This is a genomic window from Alphaproteobacteria bacterium RIFCSPHIGHO2_01_FULL_41_14 (genome assembly GCA_001767855.1).
GTDB lineage: Bacteria > Pseudomonadota > Alphaproteobacteria > UBA7879 > UBA5542 > 2-01-FULL-41-14.
In genome coordinates this window covers 827,711-851,244 of the sequence record MEMF01000002.1, presented here as the reverse complement: position 1 = coordinate 851,244, position 23,534 = coordinate 827,711, and the positions used below count along the sequence as shown (strand labels likewise).

Genomic DNA, 23,534 nt, shown 5'->3' with positions numbered 1-23,534 from the left:
GGGGCGACAAAGCAATCCAGCTTTTTTACCGAGGAAGACAGGTGGGGACTGCGTCGTCAATCCTCTTGGATTTCCTCGCAGTGACGGGAGTGGAGTGATATACTCCGCGAGATATGAAGAACAAATCGTCTCTTGAAAAGGGTGTGGAGATTATCCAGAGCTATGTAAAAACACTCAGCTCGGCGCCGGGTGTGTATCGCATGTTGGATGATCAATGCGCCGTTCTTTACGTGGGCAAGGCCAAGAATCTGAAGAAACGGGTGGTGAGTTATACGCGCCCGGAAAAGCAGACTATTCGGATTCAGCGCATGATTTCTCTGACGCGCACCATGGAGTTCGTCACCACCCATACGGAAGGGGAGGCGTTGCTGTTAGAGGCGAATCTCATCAAAAGCCTCACACCTCGATATAATGTTCTTTTTCGGGATGATAAATCGTTCCCCTATATCTTGCTGACACGGGGAGAGTTACCGCCCGCCTTGACCCTGCATCGGGGTGCGAAAACAGAGGCAGGTGATTATTTTGGACCCTTTGCCTCCACCCAAGCAGCGCGCAAGACTTTGGAGATTTTGTCGCGGGTGTTCAAGCTTCGCACCTGTACCTCCAGCGTGTATAAAAATCGGACTCGCCCCTGCTTGCAATATTACATCAAGCGGTGCACGGCGCCCTGTGTGGCGAAAGTTTCGGCCGTTGACTATGAGCAGCAGGTGGAAAATGCGCGTCAGTTTTTATTGGGCAAGACGCATACGTTGCAGAAGCGTCTCGCGCAGCAAATGGAAGAGGCAAGCGCGGCCCGGTTTTATGAGCGGGCAGCGCACTTGAGAGACCAAATTCAGGCCCTGACAAAAACACAAGAAGAGCAAGGGGTGTATCTGAAGGGGGCCGAGAATCTGGATGTGATTGCCTTGGTGCGCTTGCATGGCAAAGCGGCGGTGCAAATTTTCTTTTTCCGGCATGGGTCGAATTATGGCAGCCGGTCTTACTTTCCCAAATATGACCCGGCGGATACGGATGAAGAGATTTTGGAGGCCTTTGTGTCTTGGTTTTACGCGGGGGCGGCTGTGCCCAAACAAGTGTTGCTGAACAAAGCTTTGCCCGAACAAGAAACTCTGGAAAAAATGTTGTCAGAACAAGCAGGGTACGCCGTGACGTTGGAGGTGCCGCAACAGGGCAAGCGATTCCAACTGATTCAGCAAGCGGAGAAAAATGCCAAAGAGGTGCTGGCCTCCAAACTGGTCGAGACGGCCTCTAGCAAAAAGATTTGGCAAGAGGTGGCGCGTCTCTTTGCCTTGCCTACCCTCCCGAAACGCATCGAGGTTTATGATAACAGCCACAACCAAGGACGAGAGGCCTATGGGGTGATGATTGTGGCGACGCCAGAGGGGTTCGATAAAAAAGCGTACCGCACCTTTGGTATTAAGAATGTGACGGCCCACGAACACGGCGGGGACGACTATGCCATGATGCGCGAGGTACTGAATCGTCGCTTTCAGAAGGCAGAACCTGCCCAGTTTCCCGATCTTGTTTTACTGGATGGGGGGCAGGGGCAACTATCCGCCGGTCTTCAGGTGATGCAAGAGTTAGGCGTGATGCACATCCCTATCGCCGCCATTGCCAAGGGGCCAGACAGGAACGCGGGACGGGAAAAATTTTTTCTGCCCAATCAGGCGCCCTTTTCCTTAGAGCCTACGGATCCTGTTTTATATTACTTGCAACGACTCCGGGATGAAGCCCATCGGTTTGCCATTGGGGCCCATCGCCAGAAGAAACAAAAGGCGGTGACAGGCTCGCAGTTGGATGACATCAAAGGCATTGGCGCGCAGCGGAAAAAAGATCTGCTGCAACATTTCGGATCGGTGAAAGCGATTTCAGGAGCTGGTGTGGCGGATTTGAAAAAAGTGACGGGGATTAGCCAGGCTATTGCCCAAACTATCTACGACTTTTTTCATTAGGGGATCTTTCCTAAACCGTCGTTGCGCAGCTGACAATTTTACCCCTACGACCCCAATCGTTGACTGAGCGCTGCTTCGAGGAAATCGTCGATCTTGCCATCCAGAACGCCCATGGCGTTGCCTTTTTCCACGCCCGTCCGCAAGTCTTTTACCATTTGGTACGGCTGCAGAACGTACGAGCGGATTTGGTGGCCCCAGCCGATCTCTGTTTTAGAGTCAGCCTGGGCTTGGGCAATTTCTTGCTTTTTTTGCAACTCGAATTCATAGAGGCGTGAGCGCAGCATCTCGTACGCTTGGGCGCGGTTGCGGTGCTGAGAGCGATCGTTCTGACATTGCACCACAATGCCCGTGGGAAGGTGGGTGATGCGGATGGCACTGTCTGTTTTGTTCACGTGCTGCCCCCCAGCGCCGGACGCTCGATAGGTGTCGATGCGCAGGTCTTTTTCCAAAATCTCAATTTCAATGGATTCATCGATTACAGGATACACCCACACAGAGGCAAAACTGGTGTGGCGTTTGCCATTGGCGTCAAAGGGCGAAATGCGCACCAAACGATGGACGCCGCTTTCTGTTTTGAGCCATCCATAGGCTTTGGGGCCCGTGATTTGAAAGGTGATGGATTTGATGCCGGCTTCCTCTCCCGGTGTTTCTTGTAGCACGGAGACTTTGTATCGTCGGCCTTCACACCATCTGAGGTACATGCGCATCAACATTTCGGCCCAGTCTTGGGCCTCGGTGCCACCAGCTCCCGCATGAATTTCAAGAAACGCACCACAAGCATCAGCTTCGCCAGAGAGTAGGCTTTCCAATTGTGCCAATTTCAGTTCTCTTCTTAAGGCTTCTAAGGCGTTTTCGCCTTCTAGAATGGTGGCCTCATCTTCTTCTGCCTCGCCCAGTTCGATGAACACGAGGCCGTCTTCCAATCTTTTCTCAAAGTCGTGGAGGGTTTGAATTCTTTGGGTAAGACCTGTCCGCTCTTGCATAATGGGTTGGGCTTTTTGAGGGTCGTCCCAGAAATCTACCGCTTCGGTGAGGGTGTCTAATTCTTTAAGGCGGGCCTGTGCCGCATCCCAGTCAAAGAAACCTCCGCAAGAGGGAGAGAGAGTGTTTGATTTCTTCGACCATTTGAGTTATTTCTGTACGCATAGCTATTTTATAAGGCGACTTCCCAAAAACATCAATAGGTGTGACCACAAAAATGGATTTTTATATCACCCAGTTCTTTAATCTCTTTCTTCTAAACCTGATGAATCTCACCAGTCCAGGGCCAGAGACGGCCTTGATGGTGCATAACAGCAGCTATTATTCTCGGCGTATCGGCTTTTATACTGGGCTTGGCATTGTGTGTAGCACCATGATTCATAAAACGTATAGTTTTTTGGGGTTTGGGGCGTTCATTTCCAAATCACCCTTTCTCTTTAACACCCTTAAATATGCGGGCGGCGCGTATCTCGCGTACTTGGGGGTGAAAATGTTGCTGAGCCCTAAGAGATTGGTGAGTGCAAATGGAGAAGACAATGAATATATTACGCACTTAAAAAAGATGACGCCGAAGAAAGCCTTTCGCATGGGGTTTACCATCGATATTTTGTGCCCGTCTGCCTCTCTCGTCTTTATCAGTATCGTGGCGGCGACTGTCGCGCCTGAGACACCTCTTTCCATCCAGTTTATGTATGGCGGATTGTTGGTTCTGAGTTCTTTGACGTGGTATTCCTTGCAATCTTTGGTCTTCTCACAGTCCGTTATCAAGAAAGCTTTAGAAAAATCAGGGTGTTGGGTCAACAGAGTCATGGGGGTTTATATGGTGTATTTTGCCTTTAAGCTGATTACACGCACTTTGCATTAGTTTTTTGTTTGAGTGTTCTGTGATCTTTGATAAGATAACGAACGAAGCGCGGGGAGTATTCATGTCCTTTTTTATGAGAGCAATTTTTCTAGCAGTCGCAAGTATTTCAACTGTTTTTGGAATGGGGGGATCAGGCGCTGGGGGTGCCACGGGCGCAGGCGGAAGTCTTTCAGGTTTGTATCAAGATGTGGCAAATGTGTCAGGTTTAGTGGATGCCAATTCGCCGGCGGCGAATGAGCTTCGAACTAATATTTCCATGTTGGTGGGTAAATTGAGTGCTTTGGGGGGATCAACCCCAGGCCAGCTTGTGAGTGCGACGAACGCGCAGCAAGTTTCTGCCTCCATCGATGGGGTGGTGAATATGTTACTCGGAACAGCGGCGCTCTCGTCTGTGCAGACGGTGGAAGGTATTCAAGGGGCTCTTTCAAATAACCCGTATCTGCAGGCCATCTTTATGAACCAGAATAACGGTGTGAGTGTGTGGACAGCCTATATGTATCCGCAAATCCTGACGGCGTTTATTCGTATCCAGGCATCATATGCGTCCGCTATCCTGAATTATATTTCTCAACATATGAATAGATTAAAGCCAGGCGAGATCGATTCTTTGAACAATTCCGTTAAAGCTTTGTTAAATCGCCTCAACTCAATTCCTTCTTGACGCCTGTCCCACGGAGCACAGGGAATATTTATGTCTTTTTTTATAAGAGCAATTTTTCTAACAGCCACGAGTATTTCAACCGTTTTTGGAATGGGGGGATCAGGCGCTGACGGAGGCGAAAGTCTGTCGGGTCTCTATGAAGACATAAGGAATGTGTCGTCACTGATTATCATCAACTCGCCAGAGGCGAATGAGCTCAGAACCAATATTTCCACGTTAATCGCAAAAATGAGCGCTTTACAGGGTGCAAATCCTCAGCAGCTTATAAATCCGGAGCATGCCAAAAGAGTTTCCTCCACCATCGATGGGGTGGTGAATATGTTGTTGGGCACAGCTGCCATGTCATCTGTGCAGACGATCGCTGCCATTAAAGGGAGTATTTCAACGAATCCCTATATGCAAATAATGTTTATTAACCAAAATAATAGTGCGAGTGTCTGGGAGGTCTACATGTCTCCTTATGTCATCAGTGCTGTTGTGCGCGTACAGGCGTCATATGCGTCGGCTATTCTCAATTATATTTCTCAGCATATGGATAGACTACCACCTGATCAGATCCACTCTTTGAACAATTCGGTGAAGGATTTATTAAACCGTCTCAGCACCATGACGTGATGAGGCTAATCCCACGATGGCGCGCGCAAAAGAAACAGCGTGGAAGGGTTGGAGATCGTCTTTTGACTCACCCACGCCCACATAATAAAGAGGCAGATGATATTTTTCCGTGATCCCCACCACCACGCCTCCCCGGGCGGTGCCGTCTAGTTTTGTGATGACCAATCCCGTCAAGGGAACAGACTTCCCAAAGGATTCTATTTGAATGAAGGCATTTTGCCCGATGGTGGCATCCAACACCAAAAAAGATTCATGGGGCAAGTGGGCGTCAATTTTTTTGAGCACTCGTTGTATCTTTTCCAACTCAGCCATGAGGGTTTGATTCGTGTGTAACCGGCCAGCGGTGTCGATTAATAACACATCATATCCTTTTTTCTCGGCCTCTTTATAGGCGTCAAAGGCAAGGGCTGAGGGGTCAGCGCCCAAATTTCGCCGAATGATGGGAATAGAGAGGCGATGGCCCCACACTTCCAATTGTTCAATGGCGGCCGCCCGAAAAGTGTCGCAAGCTGCGATGGCTACAGAGAGCCCTTGGGTTTGAAGTTGATAGGCGAGCTTGGCACAGGTGGTGGTTTTTCCACTGCCATTCACACCCGCCATGAGAATCACAAACGGTTTTTTGGAAGAGAGGAGGGGTAGTTTTTTTTCAAAGGGGATCAGAATCTGGGCAATCTCATCGGCCATCAGTTCTTGGATTTCTGTGACAGAGGTTTCTTTCTCCACTTTTTCTTTGCTGAGACGGGTCGTAATTTTGGTGGCAACAGAAACCCCGAGGTCGGCCTGAATCAGCGTCTCTTCCAAATCTTCGAGCGTGGCGGCATCAATTTTTTTATGAGTAAAAATTTTGGTGACGCTAGAGGTGAGCGTCTCGGATGTTTTCTTCAGTCTTGAGGTTAGTTTTGAAAACCAACTCATAGAATCACTTCTCCTCGTAAATGAGTCTTAGTATGACCGGTGAGGCGGACGGTGGTCAAGGTACCGGCGTCAAGCTGTTGATCTGGCTGAACCGGACAAAAGTGTGGCGTGCGCCCGGTGTGGTCTTTTTCCACCACAATCTCTACGGTTTTCCCTACAAACCGCTCAAAGGTTTTGTGCAGCTGCATGTCACCCAGATCGCGCAGGCGTTTGGCGCGTTCTTTGATCACGGCGCGGTCCACTTGAGGCATGCGAGCGGCGGGTGTGTCGGGACGAGGGGAATAGGGAAAGACGTGGAGATAGGTAATGTCGCACTCCGTAATGAGGGCGAGGGAGTTCTGGAACATGGTTTCCGTTTCGGTGGGGAATCCAGCAATGATATCGCAGCCAAACACTACATCAGGCCGCAGCTCACGCATTTTGGCGCAAAAATCAATCACGTCTTGCCGAAGATGGCGACGTTTCATGCGTTTTAAAATCAGATCATCCCCCGCTTGGAGGCTGATGTGGAGGTGGGGCAACAGGCGAGGCTCGGTGGCAAAAAGTTGAAAGAGGTCGTCATCAAACTCCACCGGATCGATGGAGGAAAGGCGGAGGCGCTTGAGCCCGGGCACATTCATTAGCAAGCGACGAATCATTTTAGAGAGCGTTATCTCAAGTGGCAGATCTTCCCCGTAGGAGGTGATATCCACCCCTGTGAGGATAACTTCGTGGATGCCGTGTTCGACCAGAAGTTGAACTTGATCCACAATCATGCCGAGCGGCACGCTGCGGCTATTGCCACGCCCAAAGGGAATGGCGCAAAAGGTACACCGATGGTTGCACCCATTTTGGATCTCGATGAAGGCGCGGGTTTTAGAATCAAACCCACTGATCATGTGGGTCGCGGTTTCAGTGACCGACATAATGTCATTCACCAAAACTTTTTCGGGAGAGTCTAGAAAGCTGCTGCGCTTCATTTTTTCCTGGTTCCCGAGAACTTTAGTCACCCCTTGGAGGACAGAGAATTTCTGCGGGTTGATTTGGGCTGCGCACCCGGTCACGATAATTTTTTGATCTGGGTTTTCCCGATGAAGGCGCCGAATTTTTTGCACCGCTTGGCGCTCGGCCTCGGCTGTGACTGCACAGGTGTTCACAATGGTAGTATTTTCCAAACCGGCTTCTTCTGCCAGGTTCATCATCACTTGTGATTCGTAGATGTTTAAACGACACCCAAAGGTGATAACCTTGTTTTTACTCATGAATGTATACGTCTATGACTCAAGATAAATGGGGCGAGTGATGGGACTTGAACCCACGGCATCCAGTACCACAAACTGGCGCTCTAACCACCTGAGCTACACCCGCCACGAACTGTCTTTTTACAGTGTTTCCTTGAAAAAGGTCAAGAATTTTCGCTGAGGCTCTCAATTAGAGAAGAAAATCACGGAGGATTTGGGGGAGACTCTGTCTTGAGAAATTTTCTTGGAACAATTTTTATTATCTCTTGTTTTTACTTGCGTTCTTTCTTATACAAACAAGAGACTTAACTTTGTTTCAATAGATGAAAGACAACAAATGACTCTGTTCAAAATGATGCTGCCCGTATGGGCGGGACTGATGAGTATCACGGTTTTTGGGGCCTCCAAGGAGCATCCCGCTCGAGAGGATTTGCAGGAGGGGGCTATGTCTGTTATTGGAATGCCGGCGATGATACACTGCCGCCAACCCATAAGCCCAAGGGTTTTTGAAGAAGGGAGGCACCCTGAGGACAATGGCCTTATGGGTTCTCCTCCCGTGCTTCAGAAGAAACAAAAAAGAATGTGCGGATCTCCTTCGAGAGAGACAGCACAATTATTACAAGCAGTTCGACTAGACGCGCACGTCGAAGCTCTCAGATACTCTCTAGGAAAGAAAAAGAAAGCAGAAAGCGCTTCAGCTGAGGATTTGGAGAAAACCAAGTGTCTTGCCCCAGCAAAGATCTCCCCCTCGAGGGAACCAGAGCAAGAGCAGAATGGAATAAGAGTGGGAATGACAACACAAGAAGAGTGTATGTGTGTCAATGATAAAAAGAGAAAACGACGGGTATCTTTCTCCGTGACTGAGGCAGAGCCACTCTCAGAAACAGATGAAGAACTAGAAGGGAAAAAACAGATATCCCCCGAAAGCGGGGGGGAAAGAACCTTCCAAGAGGAGGCAAATTTTCCTTCTCTCGGAGCCTTTTCGAAGCTTCCCCAAGCGGAGCGAGGGAAGGTTATAGACAGAGTGACGAATGCCTTGTTTCAAGCCCGGAGAGCCTATAATGATGTGTTCGCTGAAAGACTTAAGGGATTGCTAATTAAGTATAGGAAAACTCATTTAGTAGTATAGTCAAGAGCAGCGGCTCGAACAGCCGCTGAATTAGTAGGGGTGCATCGGAATTCAGCCATCAGATTTTCTCACCCTCAATATTTCTTTGCCCTCACTTTGAATGAGAGTTCTCTAGAGCTTACCAGGGGGCAAACTGCTTTTAATTCTTTCTAACAGTTCCCTGGAACGAGCTTGCTCAGCTGCTTTACGCGATTTCTGCTCATTGAACTCTGTCCATATTTTGAGCCTGATGGCAGGGTCTGTGCTTAACTGATCAAGATAAGCACGGAAAAAGGCATTATATGCTTTGTCATAATGAGGAAGCTTCCAATCATATTGTGGAATGAAATAAAGATCGATAGCGTCTTTTAGTAAAGGCAGTTTGCGTTCTAAGGAACGTCTCATGGTTTCCATATCAATAAAATAGATAAGACCAGTCTTTTGATCGAAAAAAACATTTCCAGGATGAAGATCCTCATGACTGATTGTGTAACATTGGTTAATATCATCGCCACCTTTCAGCAAACAATTTTTTCCAGTCATGAATCTTTTCTGAAAATTCGCCAGAACTTCCCCAAGCTTTTTAAAAGCGCCAAGGGTTTCTGGACCTTGAGGATCTTTCGTGACCATCTCCTCAAGACTTTCTCCTTTGGCAGCGTGGATTAAGGTTAAGTAGTTTTGATGTCCTTTCCCATCTTGATAGCTCAGGAAATCTTCTACAAATGTCAGTTGAGGGAGGGAAGAATCTCTAGGTTTTCCAAGGGCTCTTAACTTGGGATATTTTTGGAGGATACTTAAATTGCTCATTTCTGTATCCCATTTGGCCAGCTTTGAGGGGAGTTCTTTAATAATCAAGACAAGATTAGAGGGGCCAGCTTCTGGACAGTTAGGGTTAACCTTTACCAGGAAAAGTTTTTTTGTTGATGCCCCCCTTTTTCCCTTTGTAATGGTCAAACAATTGGGATGCTGAAAAAACTTAGGATTGATTAAGCGGGCTCTTTCCAACCATTCTTTTAGTTTCTCGGAGGTAAGGTCTCCTTTTATGCCTGTGGTTTGAATGATCGGAAACCGTTCATATAAAGCTGTTTTATACTCCGTTGTTCCGATTCTTGGTTGTATCCATTTTGAGTGACGGAGCGTTCTGTGTGCCTTGTGGGGATTTGGGAAGGGAGCTTCTGCGCCTTCCCCCATGGGGGTGAACAATAAGGTTAAAAACACCCCTTTCAAAAGAATTTTGGCAATTGTTTTTATGGATAATTTATCCATTTTGCCCCGCTGTTTTTGTTTAATTGTTTATCCTAAAGAGGAGGATGTCAAGGGAAACTTGATTGGTTTCCCCCGTCACCCTGATGCTGCCTCTTCTCGTCACCAGGGTGTCAGCGAAGGGTCCAGAGAAAAGAAGTCACCGAAGGACGGGCTGCTGCCAATTCTCCTCTAGTATCCCTTCTAAGACGTTTATTTTCTGCGGGGTAGAAAGTCTATTTGTTCTGAGGGAAACCATATTAGCCTTTATCTCCTCGTTATATTTATCTGTAACATATCCCATGTACCTCCTATTTTTGTACATATGATGCAGTAGATATAAGCTATTTAACAAATCATTTTTGAGGGGTGGTCCTAGTTAGTTAGACCAAGGCCGCGAAGGACTCAAGAGACCAGTTCAAATTCTCACGTAATTCTCTTCGCACATATCGAATGGCGTTAATGCCAAGCATTGTACCAAATACACCATGAGGCTTATGAACATTAAACTTTCCGTTCTGACCATGACGGGCTTCTGTGTAGGAAAAGCTGTAGGCGCTTCCACCGTTAGATTTCAGACGAAATCCTATCTTAGGATTTGTCATGAGTGTTAAAAAAGTGTCCCATTCCATCGTGGGTTGCTCCCAGAAATATTGCATAGCCTCGTACACGCCTGGCTTTAGGAAGATCTTCTGCGAAGATGTTGTTTCTGCTGCAGCGGCAACGGGGGGCGGGGAGGATTGTTTCTTTTTTCCTTTGTAAGACTCTAACTCAGCTGCGAAGGCGGCCATTCCTTCTTCGATTGATGTTTGAGTTCCTTCAGAAATTTGTCTTTGAGGAGAGGGAGGTGAAGAGATCGAGTCAGCGGCAGGGACAGCCTCTGTGTCGGGTGGGGTGTCAACGAAAGGAGATAAACTCGGAAGGTTTTTCGCGGCTGCTTTAGCCTTTTTTTGTCGTTCTTTTTTCTTTCTATTAGCAGCTATCTTTTTGGCAGCTTTTTCTTCATGCTCCTCTATCACTTCGTCAAGCATTTCATCCAACAGTGTCGTTTCTAGCACAGACACTGCTTTTTCTGTTCTCCAATCTCCGGGGCATAGCTTTCCTCGTTGATAGAGCTCAAGACTTTGCACTGCCTGTTCTTCTGTCTCTTTCAGACTTTGAAGAGAGCCTAGTTCTTTAATAAGGGTATAAATTGATGTTAATCGTTCTTGAATCCTTCGGGTTCGAGGACTGGTTTCCTCCATAGTCCCCTTAACTCTCTTGAGATAGGTTACCAAACTCAAACTCTCTTTTTTGTTAAATTCATTGACCCGATATATCCAATGATCTGGGAGAGGAGGATTTTCCACCAAGTCGAGGAAATAAGCATGCAGGACAGTAAAATATCCTCCGAAGTCTTGATTTATGACTAAAGGGGAGAACTCGTGGTTTAGCTCAGCAGGGGTGAGCGTGCGAGAAAGAAGCTTGATCATGGCTGATTCATCAGCGCGGATGATGATGGCCCTTTCTGCCATTTGTTGTCTTTCTTTGGGATAAAGCTTCATCAGTTCTGGGATTGTTTTAGGAATGGCTTGGTTCGTCTGTCTAGCTTGCAGCACCTGCAGCAGTTCGTTTATTCCATCTCTGGCAATCCGTTTAAGGGCGTCTTCTTTTGCGCTTTTTAAACAATCAATGAGTCCTTGATTTCTTATTAAATTCTGTTGATAGACATTTTTATTGCCCTCAATCATTTCCTTCATTTTCTCTTTTATTCGTTTGGGGGAAGGCAGGGAAAGGGAAGAATCGTGCATATTGTTCACATAGAACTCAACTACCTCTGCATCGGACATTTTGAGTAATCTCACATCTAAAGATTGAACCGCCGCCAATTGGTCTTGATAGAACCTGCTCATAGACTGCTTTATGAGGATGACTTCTGTCCGAATAGACTCTAGGTCTTCTCTTTGGGCGGCGGCGTGGCACGAGATGCCTGCGCCACAGATAAAGAAAAGGGTTATCAAAAGCATGATGGCTCTTTGAGAGAGTGTGCGGATAAACGTGACGAGTATTTTAGTATTTCTTGTGTTCATAAAGAGAGATATAGGGATGAAAACCATATATTTCAATGAATATGGCCGATCCTTTTTTAGAGGGCAGAGGGAAGTTTTTTGACGTCTCGGCTGATCACCACCAGGGTGGGGGCGATTTTTTCTAAAATGGAGAGTGTTTGGGCTTTTCGGTAGGCTTGGGGTTTGTTGAGGAGGGCTGAGAGCCGTACATAAAACCAATCGGGGTTGGTAATAGAGCCACTGTAATAAACGTCAACCTCATGGCCTCTTGATCGGAGGGTATTGTGGGCCTCTTGAGCTTTTTCAAGAGAGGAAAATCGCCCAATTTCTACTTGATAGAGGGTGGACGCAGGAAGGGGTGGCTCTGATGATGATTCCATTGAAAAGTGTGGAAAGAGGGGTTCTGTTTTTTCTCGTGCTGTGAGAGGGGGGGGCAGACGAGAGGGGGGATCTCCCGGTAGTGTAAGTGTTTTTGTTTCAGAAAAGAGATCTTCCTTATAGCTCGCCGGGGGGCCGTAGGGGCTGGTACCATCCAGATAAAGAGCCCCTTCAACGTCTCCGGAGACATCGGCTGCTTTTCTTTTCTTAATGGGCCACAGAGATCTTAAGTATTCAGTGGAGTCTTCTCCTCCTTTTGTTTCCTCTTTCCCCGAGTCCTTTGCTGAGTCTTTCGCCCCCTCTTTTTTGTCATCGGTGTCTTTTTTATCGGGGACTTTTTTGTCTCCTCCTTTTGTCTCTGCCCCGTCTTTGCCGGCGTCTTTTTTATCTGCACCGCCGCTACCACCGCCTCCGCCTGCTTTGGCTTCTTTCGCAAGGTCTTGCACTGTTGTAGTGGTGTGGAGGCCGCTTTTTAGAAGGGCCACAGGGGAAAGGTGATTATAAATAAGGATGCCAAGAAGAGAGCCTAGGATCAGACAAATGAGGGCAACAATAAGATACTTAAGAAGCTGCGACATGGAATCCAAATACTCTTAACATGGCGGGATCACTTGGTGCAAATGGAAGCCTTCTGACCAGGAAAGGTAATGGTAATCACCCCCGCATAGGAACAATGTAGCATACAGCTTGAATTCAGCATAGGGATACCCCCTAAAAAAACAGAGGCAGATCCCGGAATCCACGGGCCAGCAGGTGCTGGAACGCACGGCATGGGGGTGAGGACGCCTAAGTGAGAAGCGGTGGCAGCTGCGACCACTGGGTTTGCCAGACTGATACACAGGATAAAAGAGGGAATATTTTTGATAGGGACGATATCCGTGATTTTGCCGGCCTGGGTGGGGCAATTCACCACAGGGGGTGGCATAAAGTTTAAGACACCTGGTCCTGTCCCCATGGTGCACATGGCCATTGCGCCTGTTGTAACCACCGGACCTGGCATGAGTTTCTCCTATTTATAAGTTCTGTCCTTAACCGTAAGATGCTTTGGGGAAAAAGTAAAGAGAGGGTCATGCTCCCCCCTATCTTTTTCACCCAAAATCACGTACAACGGGAACAGAAAAAAAGGGGGACTGGTGGACGGTGCGCAACTACCTCTGCGTTTTGATGTAAAACAAAATTATTTTCCAGAGGATTTTTTAAAAAGTGAGAGTAATGCTTTGGCCCTTTCGGCTCTTGAGGCTTGGCCCCACTGGCTCGTCTATGGGCTCCTTATTTTTGGCGCTCATAAGGTGGGAAAAACCCATCTGGCGCATGTTTTCCAGAGCACTTCTCGAGCGCTGTTTTTGCACCCTAAAGACCTCAAGAGCCTAGACGACTTTGACCCTCTCATTCTCCCCGGTCGGGCGTACATTGTGGATGATGCGTCGTCCCCTGACATTTCGGAGCAATCCTTATTCCACCTCTGCAATTTGATCAAAGAACGGAAGGGAACTCTATTGCTAACGGCGGAACAACCACCGGCCCTTTGGCCTCTTCAGTTGGCCGATCTGAGGTCGCGCTTGGCGCTTTTTCCAGCCCTCAGGATAGAGCGACCGGATGATGATCTGCTGGAGGCTATTCTGGTAAAAAAAATCTCAGAAATGCAGATCGATTTAGACCCTGCGGTGCGGAAATATATTCTCAGACACATAGAGCGGTCGTCGGGTTTTTTGGTGCGCTTTTTGGAGGAGCTGGATACACAATCCTTGCGAGCGCAACGAGCGATTACCATCCCTTTTGTGAAACGCGTCTTGCGTCAGTTTTGATAATCTAGACTCAAAAAAACCACTTCTTCGCGATGATGGCGGCAAAGCGAGGGGTTAAGAAAAGTCCGATCACCGCAAAGGGCCAGGGTTTGAAGGGGACGAAGGTATAAGATTGAAAAAGCGCACCCCAATCCATATCATAAATACCAGAGAGAACAGTGGCATGAATGAGGAGGGCGAAGAGGGCCCAGATGACCCCCATGATCCACAGGTCTCCCCGGGAAAAGCGGGTGGGGTCTCGTTTCAAGACGGAGATATAAAAAGTATAGAAAAAAGCTAAACTCAGGCCAACGGACAGCCATCCTTGGAGGGAGCCGCCTTGCTGGGGGAAGAGGAGGATCTCTTTGAGGCTAGAGAACAAAAGGATGGCAAAGGGCAAGAGCGCCCGGCTGAGAATGTTGGAAGAAAAGAAGCGCCAGCTTGAGTGTCCTATTTTCCTCATGGGTCCCTCGAGAAAAAAGTTATGTGTTTCCTGTGTTTAGTTTATACTCTCAACATTATAAATGAAAGTCAAATGTAAGTCAGATGTTAAAAACATACCAAGTTGAAATTCCTAATGAATTAAATAGGGAACGTTTAGACAAAGCGCTCGCCATCTTGTTGCCCGAGTTTTCCCGAAGTCGCCTGAAGGCGCTTATTTTGGAAGAACATGTCTGGGTGGATGGCAAAATTGCGGCAGACCCCAAGATCAAAGTGTTGGAAGGACAACGCATTGAACTCCAGGAGCCTGCGCTAGAAGAGACCTCCCTGATGGCGGAAGAAATCCCCCTCGATGTGGTGTTTGAGGATGAATCTGTGTTGGTGATTAATAAACCCGCAGGTCTGGTGGTGCACCCCGGGGCCGGAAATAAAAGCGGCACGCTGGTGAATGCACTCTTGGCCCACTGTGAAGATCTTTCCGGCATTGGAGGCGTCAAGCGACCAGGCATTGTGCATCGGTTGGACAAAGATACCAGCGGGCTCATGGTGGTGGCCAAGACGGATGAGGCGCATCAAAAATTATCCGCCCAGTTTGCCGACCGGACGTTAAGCCGTACGTACTTAGCCTTTGTGGTGGGCCAGATCATGCCCGAGGGGACCATCACCCAAAATATTGGGCGTAGCTCCCATAACCGGCAAAAAATGACGGTGCGGCGCACGGGAGGGAAAGAAGCCGTCACGCACTATAAGGTGAAAGAGTATTATGGGGAAAACGCAGTGGTAGCCTCCCTCATCGAATGTCAACTCGAGACAGGGCGCACCCATCAGATCAGGGTACATTTAGCGAACGCGGGGCACCCTCTCATTGGCGATCCCGTTTACGGACGGGCAAAAAGCAACCCCATGCTCAAACGTTTGTGGCGCGAAAATCCCGGTGTGTGGGCCGATACGCGGCAGGCTTTGCATGCGGCAGCCCTTAAATTTATCCATCCCGTTACGGGGGAGAAGAGGGTGTTCACGGCGTCGTTGCCAGAAGATTTGCTGGCATTGCAAGATATTTTAGAAAGGGGCTAAATGAACCCAGATCCAAAAATTTTAGTGATTCAACCCTTACCGGGGATTGGGGATTTGTTTTGGTTTGATGCAGCCTTGCAAAGCTTAAGTCGTTTTTATAAGGCCCCGTTGACGTTACTCACCAAGCGTCAAAGTCAGGCCCAGCATCTCTATAAGAATAGCCCTTACGTGAAAGAAATTCTATGGGTGGAGCGGCCCGGCAGGCATGGTGGCTTTTTGGGTTGGATGCCGCTCGCGTTCTTTTTGTGGCGGAAAAAATTTTCTGTCGTATGGATTTTTCATAAAAGCTGGACTTATCGCTGGGCTTGCAAACTAGCGGGCATCCCTACCGTTATCAGCTATCCTGCTGACCTCAGATGGCTCAAGATGCACCCCATCGAACGGGCGACCCTCTTGCTGGAAAAGCAGGGTATTCCCCTCCTCAGAGAACCCAAATTTAGTGTGTCGGAGACGGCTAAAAAGCATGTGAAAAAGAAACTCTTATCTTATAAAAAACCGTGGGTGGCCATTGGTATTGGGGGAACAGAGCCTTCGAAAAAATGGGGGTCGTCTCACTGGGAAGATTTGGCCGTGTGGTTGTCGCGTTCTCAGAAAATGTCAGTATTTCTGCTGGGCGGGCCGAAAGAAAGGATTGAGGCTGCCGAGATGGTTTTGACTATAAAAAACAAGGGAGGGGAGGCTGTGGCACTCACTCAATTTTCATTACAAGAATCATTGGCTTTTCTCCATCAAGTGACCTTTTTTGTGGGCAATGATACGGGCATGATGAATGGCGCCGCTGTGTTGAACAAGCCGACGGTGGCGTTGTTTTTAAGCTCTCCTCCCCTCTCCTATCGGTCATCACTGGTAGCGGTGAAACCTATGCCTGATACCCAAGATATTTTGCTCTCTCAGGTGCAAGAGGCGGTGGATCAGATTCTCTCCTCTGCCAAATAAGCTTTCAGCCGACCGAGTCCTTTTTGCAGCTGCACGAGGGTTTCCCTTGTTCTCAGGACGTGGTCTAAGACGCTCAGATCATGGATGTCTCCCAGCGCATCCACCACTTTTTTGATACGGGCTTCTTGAAGGATCAGGGAGATCTTCTTCCAGTGTTGTTCGAGAGCCAACTCCTGGCAGGGATCTTGTTTTTGATCGTAGGAGGGAATAGCGCGGTGCGACAAAGAGCCCTCAAATTTAGAACAGGGCTGCTGAGGGCCTTCCCTTAAAATCTGGTGGGAGATTTCTAAATAATGGGTAGCCGCTTGGTGCATGCCCGGTGAAATTTTATCGCTTAATTCAAGGAGATGCAGCGCTGTACCCCGCCACAAGGAAGCTTTTACTTTTTTGAGAGGATAGCGTTGTTCCAGGGATTGGAGAAACAAATATCTGTTTCTTTCCATGATGGTTTGAAAGATTATCTTGGCGGCAGGAGACCGCAAGGAGGCCAGAATTTTCTTAGGGGTGCTCGCTCGTCTTCTTTGATTTAGTGCTCTTTTATGTGACATCTTATTCTTCTCCCTTCATTCATGATATGAAATACATTTTTTTATAGGATCTAGATAAAATAAAAAATAATAAATGTCTAGTAATAATTGTTATTTTATATCGATATTTTCAATATTTTTAATTTATATACTTATCATAAGGATTTCTGAGAGGTCTGTGAGAGAAGTAGAGAGGGCAAAGGGTGCATCTCCGAGTGTCAGATATAGTGAACCATACAATTGGCTGTGAGATTTTGGGGTAACCGATGGCCACCTTTCAAGACTCCTTATTTCCCAAAAAGTCTCATTTTGTGCTTCTTAAATCCCAAAAAGTCGCCCATACTGCAGAAAAGGACTTAAGATATGACCAAAATGTCGTCTACAGATTTGCCAAAAGTTCTATCCGCACATAATTATCTTTTAAAAGAGGAGAGATTACTCTGATTTAATATTCGATATGAACTCCATTACGTGTATGATCGCCATCATCTCTACTATGGCAATAGTGACTCGAGCACATGCACACCCCGTCAGTTTCATCAAATGCCCAGCTGGTTCTAATACTCTGGTCTACAACACCTTCGCGGTTCTCTAACTGAACAATACTAGACTCCAAACGTCCGTAATTTCTTTCCATATAAATCTGCTCTGTTGACAAAGGAATTAAGCTTTCTCGCTTTAAAATAGCTAGAGCAACAAGATCTTGAAAATTATTTTTCTTGATCAATACGGCCATTTCATTCCAAAAGTTAGGAACATTTCTCAATTTCTCTAATCCCTTTCTCGCACCATCATCAGTAGAAGTCTCAAATAACATTGGGTTAGAATCTGTAAAAATCCAACTAGAGGGGACCGCTCCTTTTTCATGCGCTCTTTCCATCGAAGATGGGGTGGTAATCAAAGAAGGTGTATTCTCATACTGATCGAATATCTCCACCATCACTTGGCTTGGTCTCAAGTCAAAATGTCGATGGATCAGGCGCAAACCCAAATAGTCTTGGAGTCCATATGAGTTGGCCACCTCACCCGCTTTTTTCAAGAAATTTTGAAAATCTGAGCGAGCTTCTAAATTCTGGTCAGCCTCTTTAACTGAAGGGAGCTTGTTATAACACTGGTTATGATAAACCAAATCCACCTCCTGCAATAATAGTGCGCTAAATCCAGAAAAGCTCAAGAGCAGTGTACATAAAAATAAAAACTTTCTCATAAAATCCTCTTTCTGTTAAATGTGTCGCGATAGTAAAAACAATATGTCAGAAGATCTAGTGGAAAAAAACTACAATTTCTCAGAATATGAGATTTAGGTTTCGTGAAAGAAATTTTAAATAGATCCAGATGGGGAGACGATGATGATTGATGCAACCATAGTAGGGGCCCATGCGTGTGCCGAAAGTGGACACCAACTTACTGTAAGAGGGCAGTAAGGGTTGGAGCTAAAACCAAAAATGTGAATAAGGAAACCTGTTGTTGCAGGGTCTGTAGGATCTCAGGATGTGTTCCTCTTCCTTAACCCTTGAGAAACTGAATGGTGAAGGGGTAGTGATAGACTTCCCCATTGGCGGCTTTGATACTGGCATACAACATGAGGATGCCTTGCCATAACCAGAAGAAAGCGCCAAAAACGGCCACCATCATTAGGCTGAAGAGAGCAATGCCGCCGGAAGCAACAAAGTAAGACCGAAAGTGTTCAAGCCCAAGAAAGCCATAAAGGGAAAAGAAAGTGGGGGCGATGACAGCCCATAAAAGGACCATGGCCAAAGAAAATATGAGGGTATAGAGCCACAAAGAGAGAACAAAGTTAATGATGGACCTGCCGTTATTGGCCACGAGAGGAGAAGTGTCTTTTTTAAAACTCCACACGATCAAGGGAAACAAGAGACTACCCAAAACAGGCACAAAGATAAATCCAATCAAGCCGCTCAAGTGGCACAGCATGGCCCAGAAGCTGCCGTGGGTGGGTGATTTTTGCGTCATAAGATTTCCCTCCGTTTTTGATGAATCTTTCGTTCAGTGTAACAGGCCCAGAGAATTTTGGGAACTTTTTTTACCTTTGTCTTTCTCAGTCAAAAAGAGGGATTGCCTCGCAATGATGGGGATTTGGTTGCGCAGAGAGGCCATATGAGGTGGTCCTGAAAAAAATGGATCAGGTTAGTCATCAATTTATAAGAGGTTAGCTATATATTATGATTTTTGTTGTTTAGGCAAAGGTTCTGCTGCTGCTGCCGAATCAGTTGTTTGAAGGCGGTTTTCATCCAAAGCAGTAAGAGCTCTCTGAGAGAGTTCATACCCCTGAGCCGCCGCAAGTGTTAAATAGCGATGGGCCAGTCCTAAGTTCTGCGACCCTCCGTCTCCCTTATAGTACATATAAGCAAGATTATGCTGCGCCTCAGCATGCCCCTGAACTGCCGCAAGGCGATAATAGTGACGGGAGGTTCTTAGGTTTTTCGTCCCTCCTGCTCCCTGAGCACACATATCAGCAAGATAATATTGTGCCTCAGCATGCCCCTGATTCGCCGCCAGCTGATAATAGCGACGGGCCAGTGCTAAGTCCTTCTCTCCATTTTCTCCCACATGATATATATAAGCAAGAGCATACTGTGCCTCAGCATATCCTTGATCCGCCGCCAGCTGATAATAGCGCAGCGCAGTTTTTAGATTCTTTTCCTCGTCTCTATACAATTCCGCAAGTTTATATTGTGCGGCAGCACATCCTTGATCCACCGCAAGCTTTAAATAGCGACGCCCAGCTTCTAAGTTCCGCTCGCTTCCCTCCCCCTGAGAGTACATATCAGCAAGATAATATTGAGCATCCGCATGTCCTTGATCCGCCGCCAGCTGATAATAGCGACGGGCCAGTGCTAAGTTCTTCTCTCCGTTTTCTCTCTTATGGTACATATGAGCCAGACTAAATTGAGCGTCCGCATGTCCTTGATCCGCCGCCTTTTGGAAATAGACCTGTGCACTCTCTGAATCTTCATTGTCTTCTTCCTCATTAAGACAAAGCCAGGCAAATCTTTCTTGGGCGCAAGCATACCCTTGATCTGCAGATTGCTTGTACAAAGTACGTCCCCGATCATGATGTTCCGTGGCATATTCCCATTCTCCCAAAATGAACTGTCCCCAGGGGGTGTCTTCATTTCTTTTGAGTTGATCTCCAATGAAATCAGGAAATGTAAGCTCAAAATGCTCGTTGACGAGAAACGGGTAACTATCCTCCGTTATGTCATAATAGAGTCGAAGAACGTTTCCTAAATATCCCGCTTCAGAGGGGCGCAGCTCCTCAATGGAGGACTGTAAAATCTCTTGTGCATTTCCCTCAACCAAAAATCCCTTTACGATTCTAAAGAGTGCTCTCAATCTCTCCTGAGAAAAACTTTGGGAAATCTCACCCCAAGGAAGAACAGGATCTGTGTCCTTCCTCTCCCTATGGGAGACGATGTAAGAAATCGCAGAGGCAGGATCAGGGACCCATATCAAAGGATAGGCAAAAATCTGAAAAGAATGCCCTGCCGGCACCTGGTCTAGAAAGGATTCTAATTGAGGCGAAAAAGAACTGGGTCGTTCCCCTTCCGCAAAAAGCATTCCAAGGTAGGGATTATAGGGTACTAACGCCTGATAGGCTTTCATATCGGGAATACCCTGCATTGACGCCCCAAGATGGTCTTGTGTTACTAAGTCACACGTCCGCTGCTCTGCAAGTTCTTCTAGTTTCAAAGACAGTACAGAACCAATGGACATTTCTTGAACATCAAAAACAGACGGCACGGACAACGGGCGTGACACTTCAACTGCTTGTTCTGCTGCCTCTAGGACAGGGGCACCGCTGCCCGCACTTGCCCCATAAGACATGTAGGCAGACATCCACCCCAAAAGAGCTATGAACATAATTTTCTTAATAGACATAAATTTTTTTACCTTTAATTACGTAACTACTATTTATATATGAAGTATTTATCTATATTCAATAGACTTATGGAAGAAAATTTTTTACTGAATGATATGTAGAAGTCTCGTTCTCTGTCCTTCAACTCTCCTGCAATGACCTAAGAGATCTGGGCGCGCTCTCAAGGTTTTTGTGTGCTGCTGCTTCAATTCGCCTAGAAAAAGAGGGTGGGCGGCACGCGCGGCGGCATCTGTTGGAGGGTAGAAACTATATGGTTGATATCCTCATTAAAAGGAGGATTGTCGTACAAACTCACGATGAGCAAGTAGGGAAGCTGTTGTCGGAGGATGGAGGCCAGATGTTGCCGGTCACTCAAGAGGTTAAGGCCATTGTGATGCAAATACAAGACACGCAAGTGCGTCAGCTGTGAGAGGGCAGAGGCCAGATGTCCAGCGCCCACAACACCAAGGTTATTGGTGTTCAAATACAAGCTGCGCAAGTGCGTCAGCTGTGAGAGGCTGGAGGCCAGATATTGAGCCCCCTCGGCGCCAAGACTATTGTATCCTAAATCCAAGCTGTGCAAGTGCAACCCTGCAAGCCGAGTCACAATAATATGTTCGTACGCTTCGAGGGAGAATTGAGTCCCACAGCGGAAAGCAACGTGTGTCCTTGAAGATATGGTATGGATAGGCAGAAATCCATTCGCATCCAATCTCTCAGGGGTTATCTTTATATTTGGGAGCTTGATGTGCTGAGCAAGAGCCCGACACGTTAACCGTAGATTTTTACAGTCTTGTGGGCCCAAAAACTGGGCTATCTCGCCGATTAATTCAGGAGGTAAATCTTGTAATGTCGGTTGTCCTTGTGAAAGGGGCACAAGAGCCATTGAAGAGGCAGACGCCCCAGGCTGTTGATCCTCATCAAGAGGTGTTCCCCCAGTGGCGGCATCGCTGTGGAACGAGAAGATCATGCCCATAAAGAAAGCTATCCGAGATAATTTTAAGAAACGGTCAAACATCGTTTAAATCCTTTATTCAAATAAAACACTCATTCTATGATTTGAATGCCTTTGTGTACTCTGTTGATTTATATAAGAATCAATTTATGTAAAAACAAGGGGTATAGAGAACTTCCCCCTATTAGAAGACCACGTGTGTCCCCTGTGGGAAGATAGGAAACAGGTGTTGGATCGTCTCAAAGTCAAGGTCATTGTGGCCCAAGTCCAAGCTGCGCAAGTGCGTCAACTGGGGGAGGGCAGGAACCAGATGTTGGATGCCGTCGGAGCCAAGGTTATTGCTGCTCAAATTCAAGCTGTGCAAGTGCGTCAATTGGGGGAGGGTGGTGGCCAGATGTTGAGTTCCCTCGACGCCAAGATTATTGCTCCTCAGATACAAGAACTGCAATTGCGTTAATTGGGGGAGGGCAGAGGCCAGGTGTCGAGCTCCCTCGGCACCAATGTCATTGAAGCACAAATTCAAGCTGTGCAAATGCGTCAACTGGGAGAGGGTAGAGGCCAGATGTCGAGCCCCCTCGGCGCCAAGGTCATTGCTGCCCAGATACAAGAACTGCAAGTGCGTCAATTGGGGGAGGGTGGAGGCCAGATGTCGAGCCCCCTCAGGGCCAAGGTCATTGCCAGCCAAATCCAAGATGCGCAAGTGTGGAAGCTGTGGGAAGATGGAGGCCAAATGTTGAGCCCCTTCGGGGCCAAGGTCATTGCCAGCCAAATCCAAGATGCGCAAGTGTGGAAGCTGTGGGAAGATGGAGGCCAAATGTTGAGCGTCCTCGGCACCAATCCTATTGTATCCTAAATTCAAGATGCGCAAGTGCGTCAATTGTGAAAGGGTAGGAACCAGATGTCGAGCGCCCACAGCACCAAGGTCATTGCGGCTCAAATCCAATTTGTGCAAGTGCGGTAAGGCTGTAAGCTGGCCCAAAATTGCTTCGTGCTGTTGAGCGGGGAACTGTCTCCAATCATGGAGAATAACTTTTGTCTTTGCAGTAATCAAATGAGTAGGTGGAAATCCTTCCGCATTAAATTTCTGAGGGGTTATCTTTATATTCGGGAGATTGATGTGATGAGCAAGGGCCAGACACGTTAACCGTAGATTTTTGCAGTCTTGCGGGTCCAAAAACTGGGCTATCTCACCGATTAACTCAACAGGCAAATGTGCTTGTGCCGGTTGTCCTTGGGAAGACACAAGAGCCATTGAAGACGCCTCAGACTGTTGGTCATCGTCGAGCGGTGTTCCCCCAGTGGCTGCCTCGCTGTGGAACGAGAAGATCATGCCCACAAAAAAGGCGATCTGGGATAATTTTAAGAAACGGCCAAACATCGTTTAAATCCTTTATTCAAATCAATTACTTTTGAGTATCTTTGTATACTCTGTTGATTTATATAAGAATTAATTTATGTAAAAACAAGGGTGAGGTGGTCCAACTATAGGGAACCAGGTTATTATTTTTTCTCTAGTGGTCAGTAGTTCCTCATTTTTGTCTGTACAGAAAAACCCTATCAGCATAAGTTAGGAGAGAATGATCAGGAGGAAAACCAAATGAATATAGGCAGAATAACAACTTTAGGACTCATGTTATCCTTTACGCTTAGTCTTGGCCATACCGCTCTAGGGGGGCCTGGTGAGGATGATCCCAATCATAATAATGGCCGAAGGAAAGTGTCTCCTCCCTCAGATAGAGACAAAACAGACGCCCAAAACTGTATGATTCAAACGGGAAAAGACTTAGACGCAGCTAAGGTTGCTCGTAGACCACGCGAAGAAATAGATCTCTTACGCGTCAGACACAGGATGGCCCTTTGTAAATATATTGCTTTGGGAATAAAAAAAGCTGCCTTAGAAGGATTAGAAGATCAGAAAAGAGGGCCTGAATAAACGGCTCCAGTGGGGG

At 47.1% G+C, this 23,534-nt stretch carries 24 protein-coding genes and 1 tRNA gene; 10 read left to right on the top strand and 15 right to left on the bottom strand.

Annotated features, from left to right (window positions below; genetic code table 11):
• The first annotated feature begins 113 nt into the window (after positions 1-113).
• Complete coding sequence (locus A2621_04235) at positions 114-1,952, top strand: excinuclease ABC subunit C (protein ID OFW90055.1); 1,839 nt, start codon at positions 114-116, stop codon at positions 1,950-1,952.
• A gap of 44 nt (positions 1,953-1,996) precedes the next feature.
• Here A2621_04235 and A2621_04230 read toward each other — a convergent pair whose 3' ends face one another.
• The gene (locus A2621_04230; protein OFW90054.1) at positions 1,997-2,935 is read right to left on the bottom strand and encodes a peptide chain release factor 2; all 939 of its coding nucleotides are present in this window, start codon (positions 2,933-2,935) and stop codon (positions 1,997-1,999) included.
• Positions 2,936-3,150: 215 nt separating this feature from the next.
• On the opposite strand from A2621_04230, the gene A2621_04225 reads away from it, so the two are divergent.
• The 3 genes from A2621_04225 (at position 3,151) to A2621_04215 (ending at position 5,074) form a co-directional block, all read left to right on the top strand.
• Positions 3,151-3,798, top strand: coding sequence for a hypothetical protein (locus tag A2621_04225; protein OFW90053.1), 648 nt, complete (start codon positions 3,151-3,153; stop codon positions 3,796-3,798).
• Positions 3,799-3,859: 61 nt separating this feature from the next.
• The gene (locus A2621_04220) at positions 3,860-4,459 is read left to right on the top strand and encodes a hypothetical protein (protein ID OFW90052.1); all 600 of its coding nucleotides are present in this window, start codon (positions 3,860-3,862) and stop codon (positions 4,457-4,459) included.
• A 30-nt stretch (positions 4,460-4,489) separates the two neighbouring features.
• Positions 4,490-5,074 carry a hypothetical protein gene (locus A2621_04215; GenBank protein OFW90051.1) on the top strand — a complete coding sequence of 195 codons (585 nt, stop codon included), beginning with the start codon at positions 4,490-4,492 and terminating at the stop codon, positions 5,072-5,074.
• On the opposite strand, the gene A2621_04210 is transcribed toward A2621_04215, so the two are convergent.
• The 3 genes from A2621_04210 to A2621_04200 form a co-directional block, all read right to left on the bottom strand.
• Positions 5,048-5,989 carry a signal recognition particle-docking protein FtsY gene (locus A2621_04210; GenBank protein OFW90050.1) on the bottom strand — a complete coding sequence of 314 codons (942 nt, stop codon included), beginning with the start codon at positions 5,987-5,989 and terminating at the stop codon, positions 5,048-5,050. The genes A2621_04215 and A2621_04210 overlap by 27 nt on opposite strands.
• The gene (locus A2621_04205; GenBank protein OFW90049.1) at positions 5,986-7,230 is read right to left on the bottom strand and encodes a tRNA (N(6)-L-threonylcarbamoyladenosine(37)-C(2))-methylthiotransferase MtaB; all 1,245 of its coding nucleotides are present in this window, start codon (positions 7,228-7,230) and stop codon (positions 5,986-5,988) included. The genes A2621_04210 and A2621_04205 overlap by 4 nt, the downstream gene beginning before the upstream one ends.
• A gap of 29 nt (positions 7,231-7,259) precedes the next feature.
• Positions 7,260-7,336 (bottom strand) — tRNA-His (locus A2621_04200).
• A gap of 210 nt (positions 7,337-7,546) precedes the next feature.
• Between A2621_04200 and A2621_04195 the strand changes: the two genes are divergently transcribed.
• Entirely contained in the window at positions 7,547-8,338 is a 792-nt protein-coding gene (locus A2621_04195; GenBank protein OFW90048.1) for a hypothetical protein, read from the top strand.
• A gap of 111 nt (positions 8,339-8,449) precedes the next feature.
• Here A2621_04195 and A2621_04190 read toward each other — a convergent pair whose 3' ends face one another.
• Positions 8,450-9,583 carry a hypothetical protein gene (locus A2621_04190; protein ID OFW90047.1) on the bottom strand — a complete coding sequence of 378 codons (1,134 nt, stop codon included), beginning with the start codon at positions 9,581-9,583 and terminating at the stop codon, positions 8,450-8,452.
• Between A2621_04190 and A2621_04185 the strand changes: the two genes are divergently transcribed.
• Positions 9,567-9,755, top strand: a complete 189-nt coding sequence (locus tag A2621_04185) for a hypothetical protein (protein OFW90046.1) — start codon at positions 9,567-9,569, stop codon at positions 9,753-9,755. The genes A2621_04190 and A2621_04185 overlap by 17 nt on opposite strands.
• Positions 9,756-9,942: 187 nt before the next feature.
• On the opposite strand, the gene A2621_04180 is transcribed toward A2621_04185, so the two are convergent.
• From A2621_04180 to A2621_04170, 3 genes are read right to left on the bottom strand one after another with little or no spacing between them, the layout of a single operon-like run.
• Positions 9,943-11,655 carry a hypothetical protein gene (locus A2621_04180; GenBank protein OFW90045.1) on the bottom strand — a complete coding sequence of 571 codons (1,713 nt, stop codon included), beginning with the start codon at positions 11,653-11,655 and terminating at the stop codon, positions 9,943-9,945.
• Positions 11,656-11,684: 29 nt separating this feature from the next.
• Positions 11,685-12,563 carry a hypothetical protein gene (locus A2621_04175; protein ID OFW90044.1) on the bottom strand — a complete coding sequence of 293 codons (879 nt, stop codon included), beginning with the start codon at positions 12,561-12,563 and terminating at the stop codon, positions 11,685-11,687.
• 29 nt (positions 12,564-12,592) lie between these two features.
• Positions 12,593-12,985 carry a hypothetical protein gene (locus A2621_04170; GenBank protein OFW90043.1) on the bottom strand — a complete coding sequence of 131 codons (393 nt, stop codon included), beginning with the start codon at positions 12,983-12,985 and terminating at the stop codon, positions 12,593-12,595.
• A 130-nt stretch (positions 12,986-13,115) separates the two neighbouring features.
• Between A2621_04170 and A2621_04165 the strand changes: the two genes are divergently transcribed.
• A complete protein-coding gene (locus A2621_04165) occupies positions 13,116-13,790 on the top strand; it encodes a hypothetical protein (GenBank protein ID OFW90042.1) in 675 nt (224 codons plus the stop codon).
• 10 nt (positions 13,791-13,800) lie between these two features.
• Here the strand turns inward: A2621_04165 and A2621_04160 are convergent, their stop codons facing one another.
• Positions 13,801-14,232 (bottom strand): hypothetical protein, encoded by a 432-nt coding sequence (locus A2621_04160; protein ID OFW90041.1) that lies wholly within the window; start codon positions 14,230-14,232, stop codon positions 13,801-13,803.
• Positions 14,233-14,315: 83 nt separating this feature from the next.
• Between A2621_04160 and A2621_04155 the strand changes: the two genes are divergently transcribed.
• Both A2621_04155 and A2621_04150 read left to right on the top strand, forming a co-directional pair.
• Positions 14,316-15,284, top strand: a complete 969-nt coding sequence (locus tag A2621_04155; GenBank protein OFW90040.1) for a hypothetical protein — start codon at positions 14,316-14,318, stop codon at positions 15,282-15,284.
• Positions 15,285-16,220 carry a hypothetical protein gene (locus A2621_04150; GenBank protein ID OFW90039.1) on the top strand — a complete coding sequence of 312 codons (936 nt, stop codon included), beginning with the start codon at positions 15,285-15,287 and terminating at the stop codon, positions 16,218-16,220. It begins immediately after the preceding gene.
• On the opposite strand, the gene A2621_04145 is transcribed toward A2621_04150, so the two are convergent.
• The 6 genes from A2621_04145 to A2621_04120 form a co-directional block, all read right to left on the bottom strand.
• Positions 16,196-16,768, bottom strand: coding sequence for a hypothetical protein (locus tag A2621_04145; protein OFW90038.1), 573 nt, complete (start codon positions 16,766-16,768; stop codon positions 16,196-16,198). The genes A2621_04150 and A2621_04145 overlap by 25 nt on opposite strands.
• A gap of 424 nt (positions 16,769-17,192) precedes the next feature.
• Positions 17,193-17,954 carry a hypothetical protein gene (locus A2621_04140; protein OFW90037.1) on the bottom strand — a complete coding sequence of 254 codons (762 nt, stop codon included), beginning with the start codon at positions 17,952-17,954 and terminating at the stop codon, positions 17,193-17,195.
• Positions 17,955-18,253: 299 nt separating this feature from the next.
• Entirely contained in the window at positions 18,254-18,721 is a 468-nt protein-coding gene (locus A2621_04135) for a hypothetical protein (protein OFW90036.1), read from the bottom strand.
• A gap of 207 nt (positions 18,722-18,928) precedes the next feature.
• Positions 18,929-20,650, bottom strand: coding sequence for a hypothetical protein (locus tag A2621_04130; protein ID OFW90035.1), 1,722 nt, complete (start codon positions 20,648-20,650; stop codon positions 18,929-18,931).
• 194 nt (positions 20,651-20,844) lie between these two features.
• Positions 20,845-21,648: a hypothetical protein gene (locus tag A2621_04125; GenBank protein OFW90034.1), complete on the bottom strand. Its 804-nt coding sequence runs from the start codon at positions 21,646-21,648 to the stop codon at positions 20,845-20,847.
• Positions 21,649-21,769: 121 nt separating this feature from the next.
• Positions 21,770-22,963 (bottom strand): hypothetical protein, encoded by a 1,194-nt coding sequence (locus tag A2621_04120; protein ID OFW90033.1) that lies wholly within the window; start codon positions 22,961-22,963, stop codon positions 21,770-21,772.
• 219 nt (positions 22,964-23,182) lie between these two features.
• Here A2621_04120 and A2621_04115 point away from each other — a divergent pair, with 219 nt between their 5' ends.
• Positions 23,183-23,518 carry a hypothetical protein gene (locus A2621_04115; GenBank protein OFW90032.1) on the top strand — a complete coding sequence of 112 codons (336 nt, stop codon included), beginning with the start codon at positions 23,183-23,185 and terminating at the stop codon, positions 23,516-23,518.
• Positions 23,519-23,534: the final 16 nt, after the last annotated feature.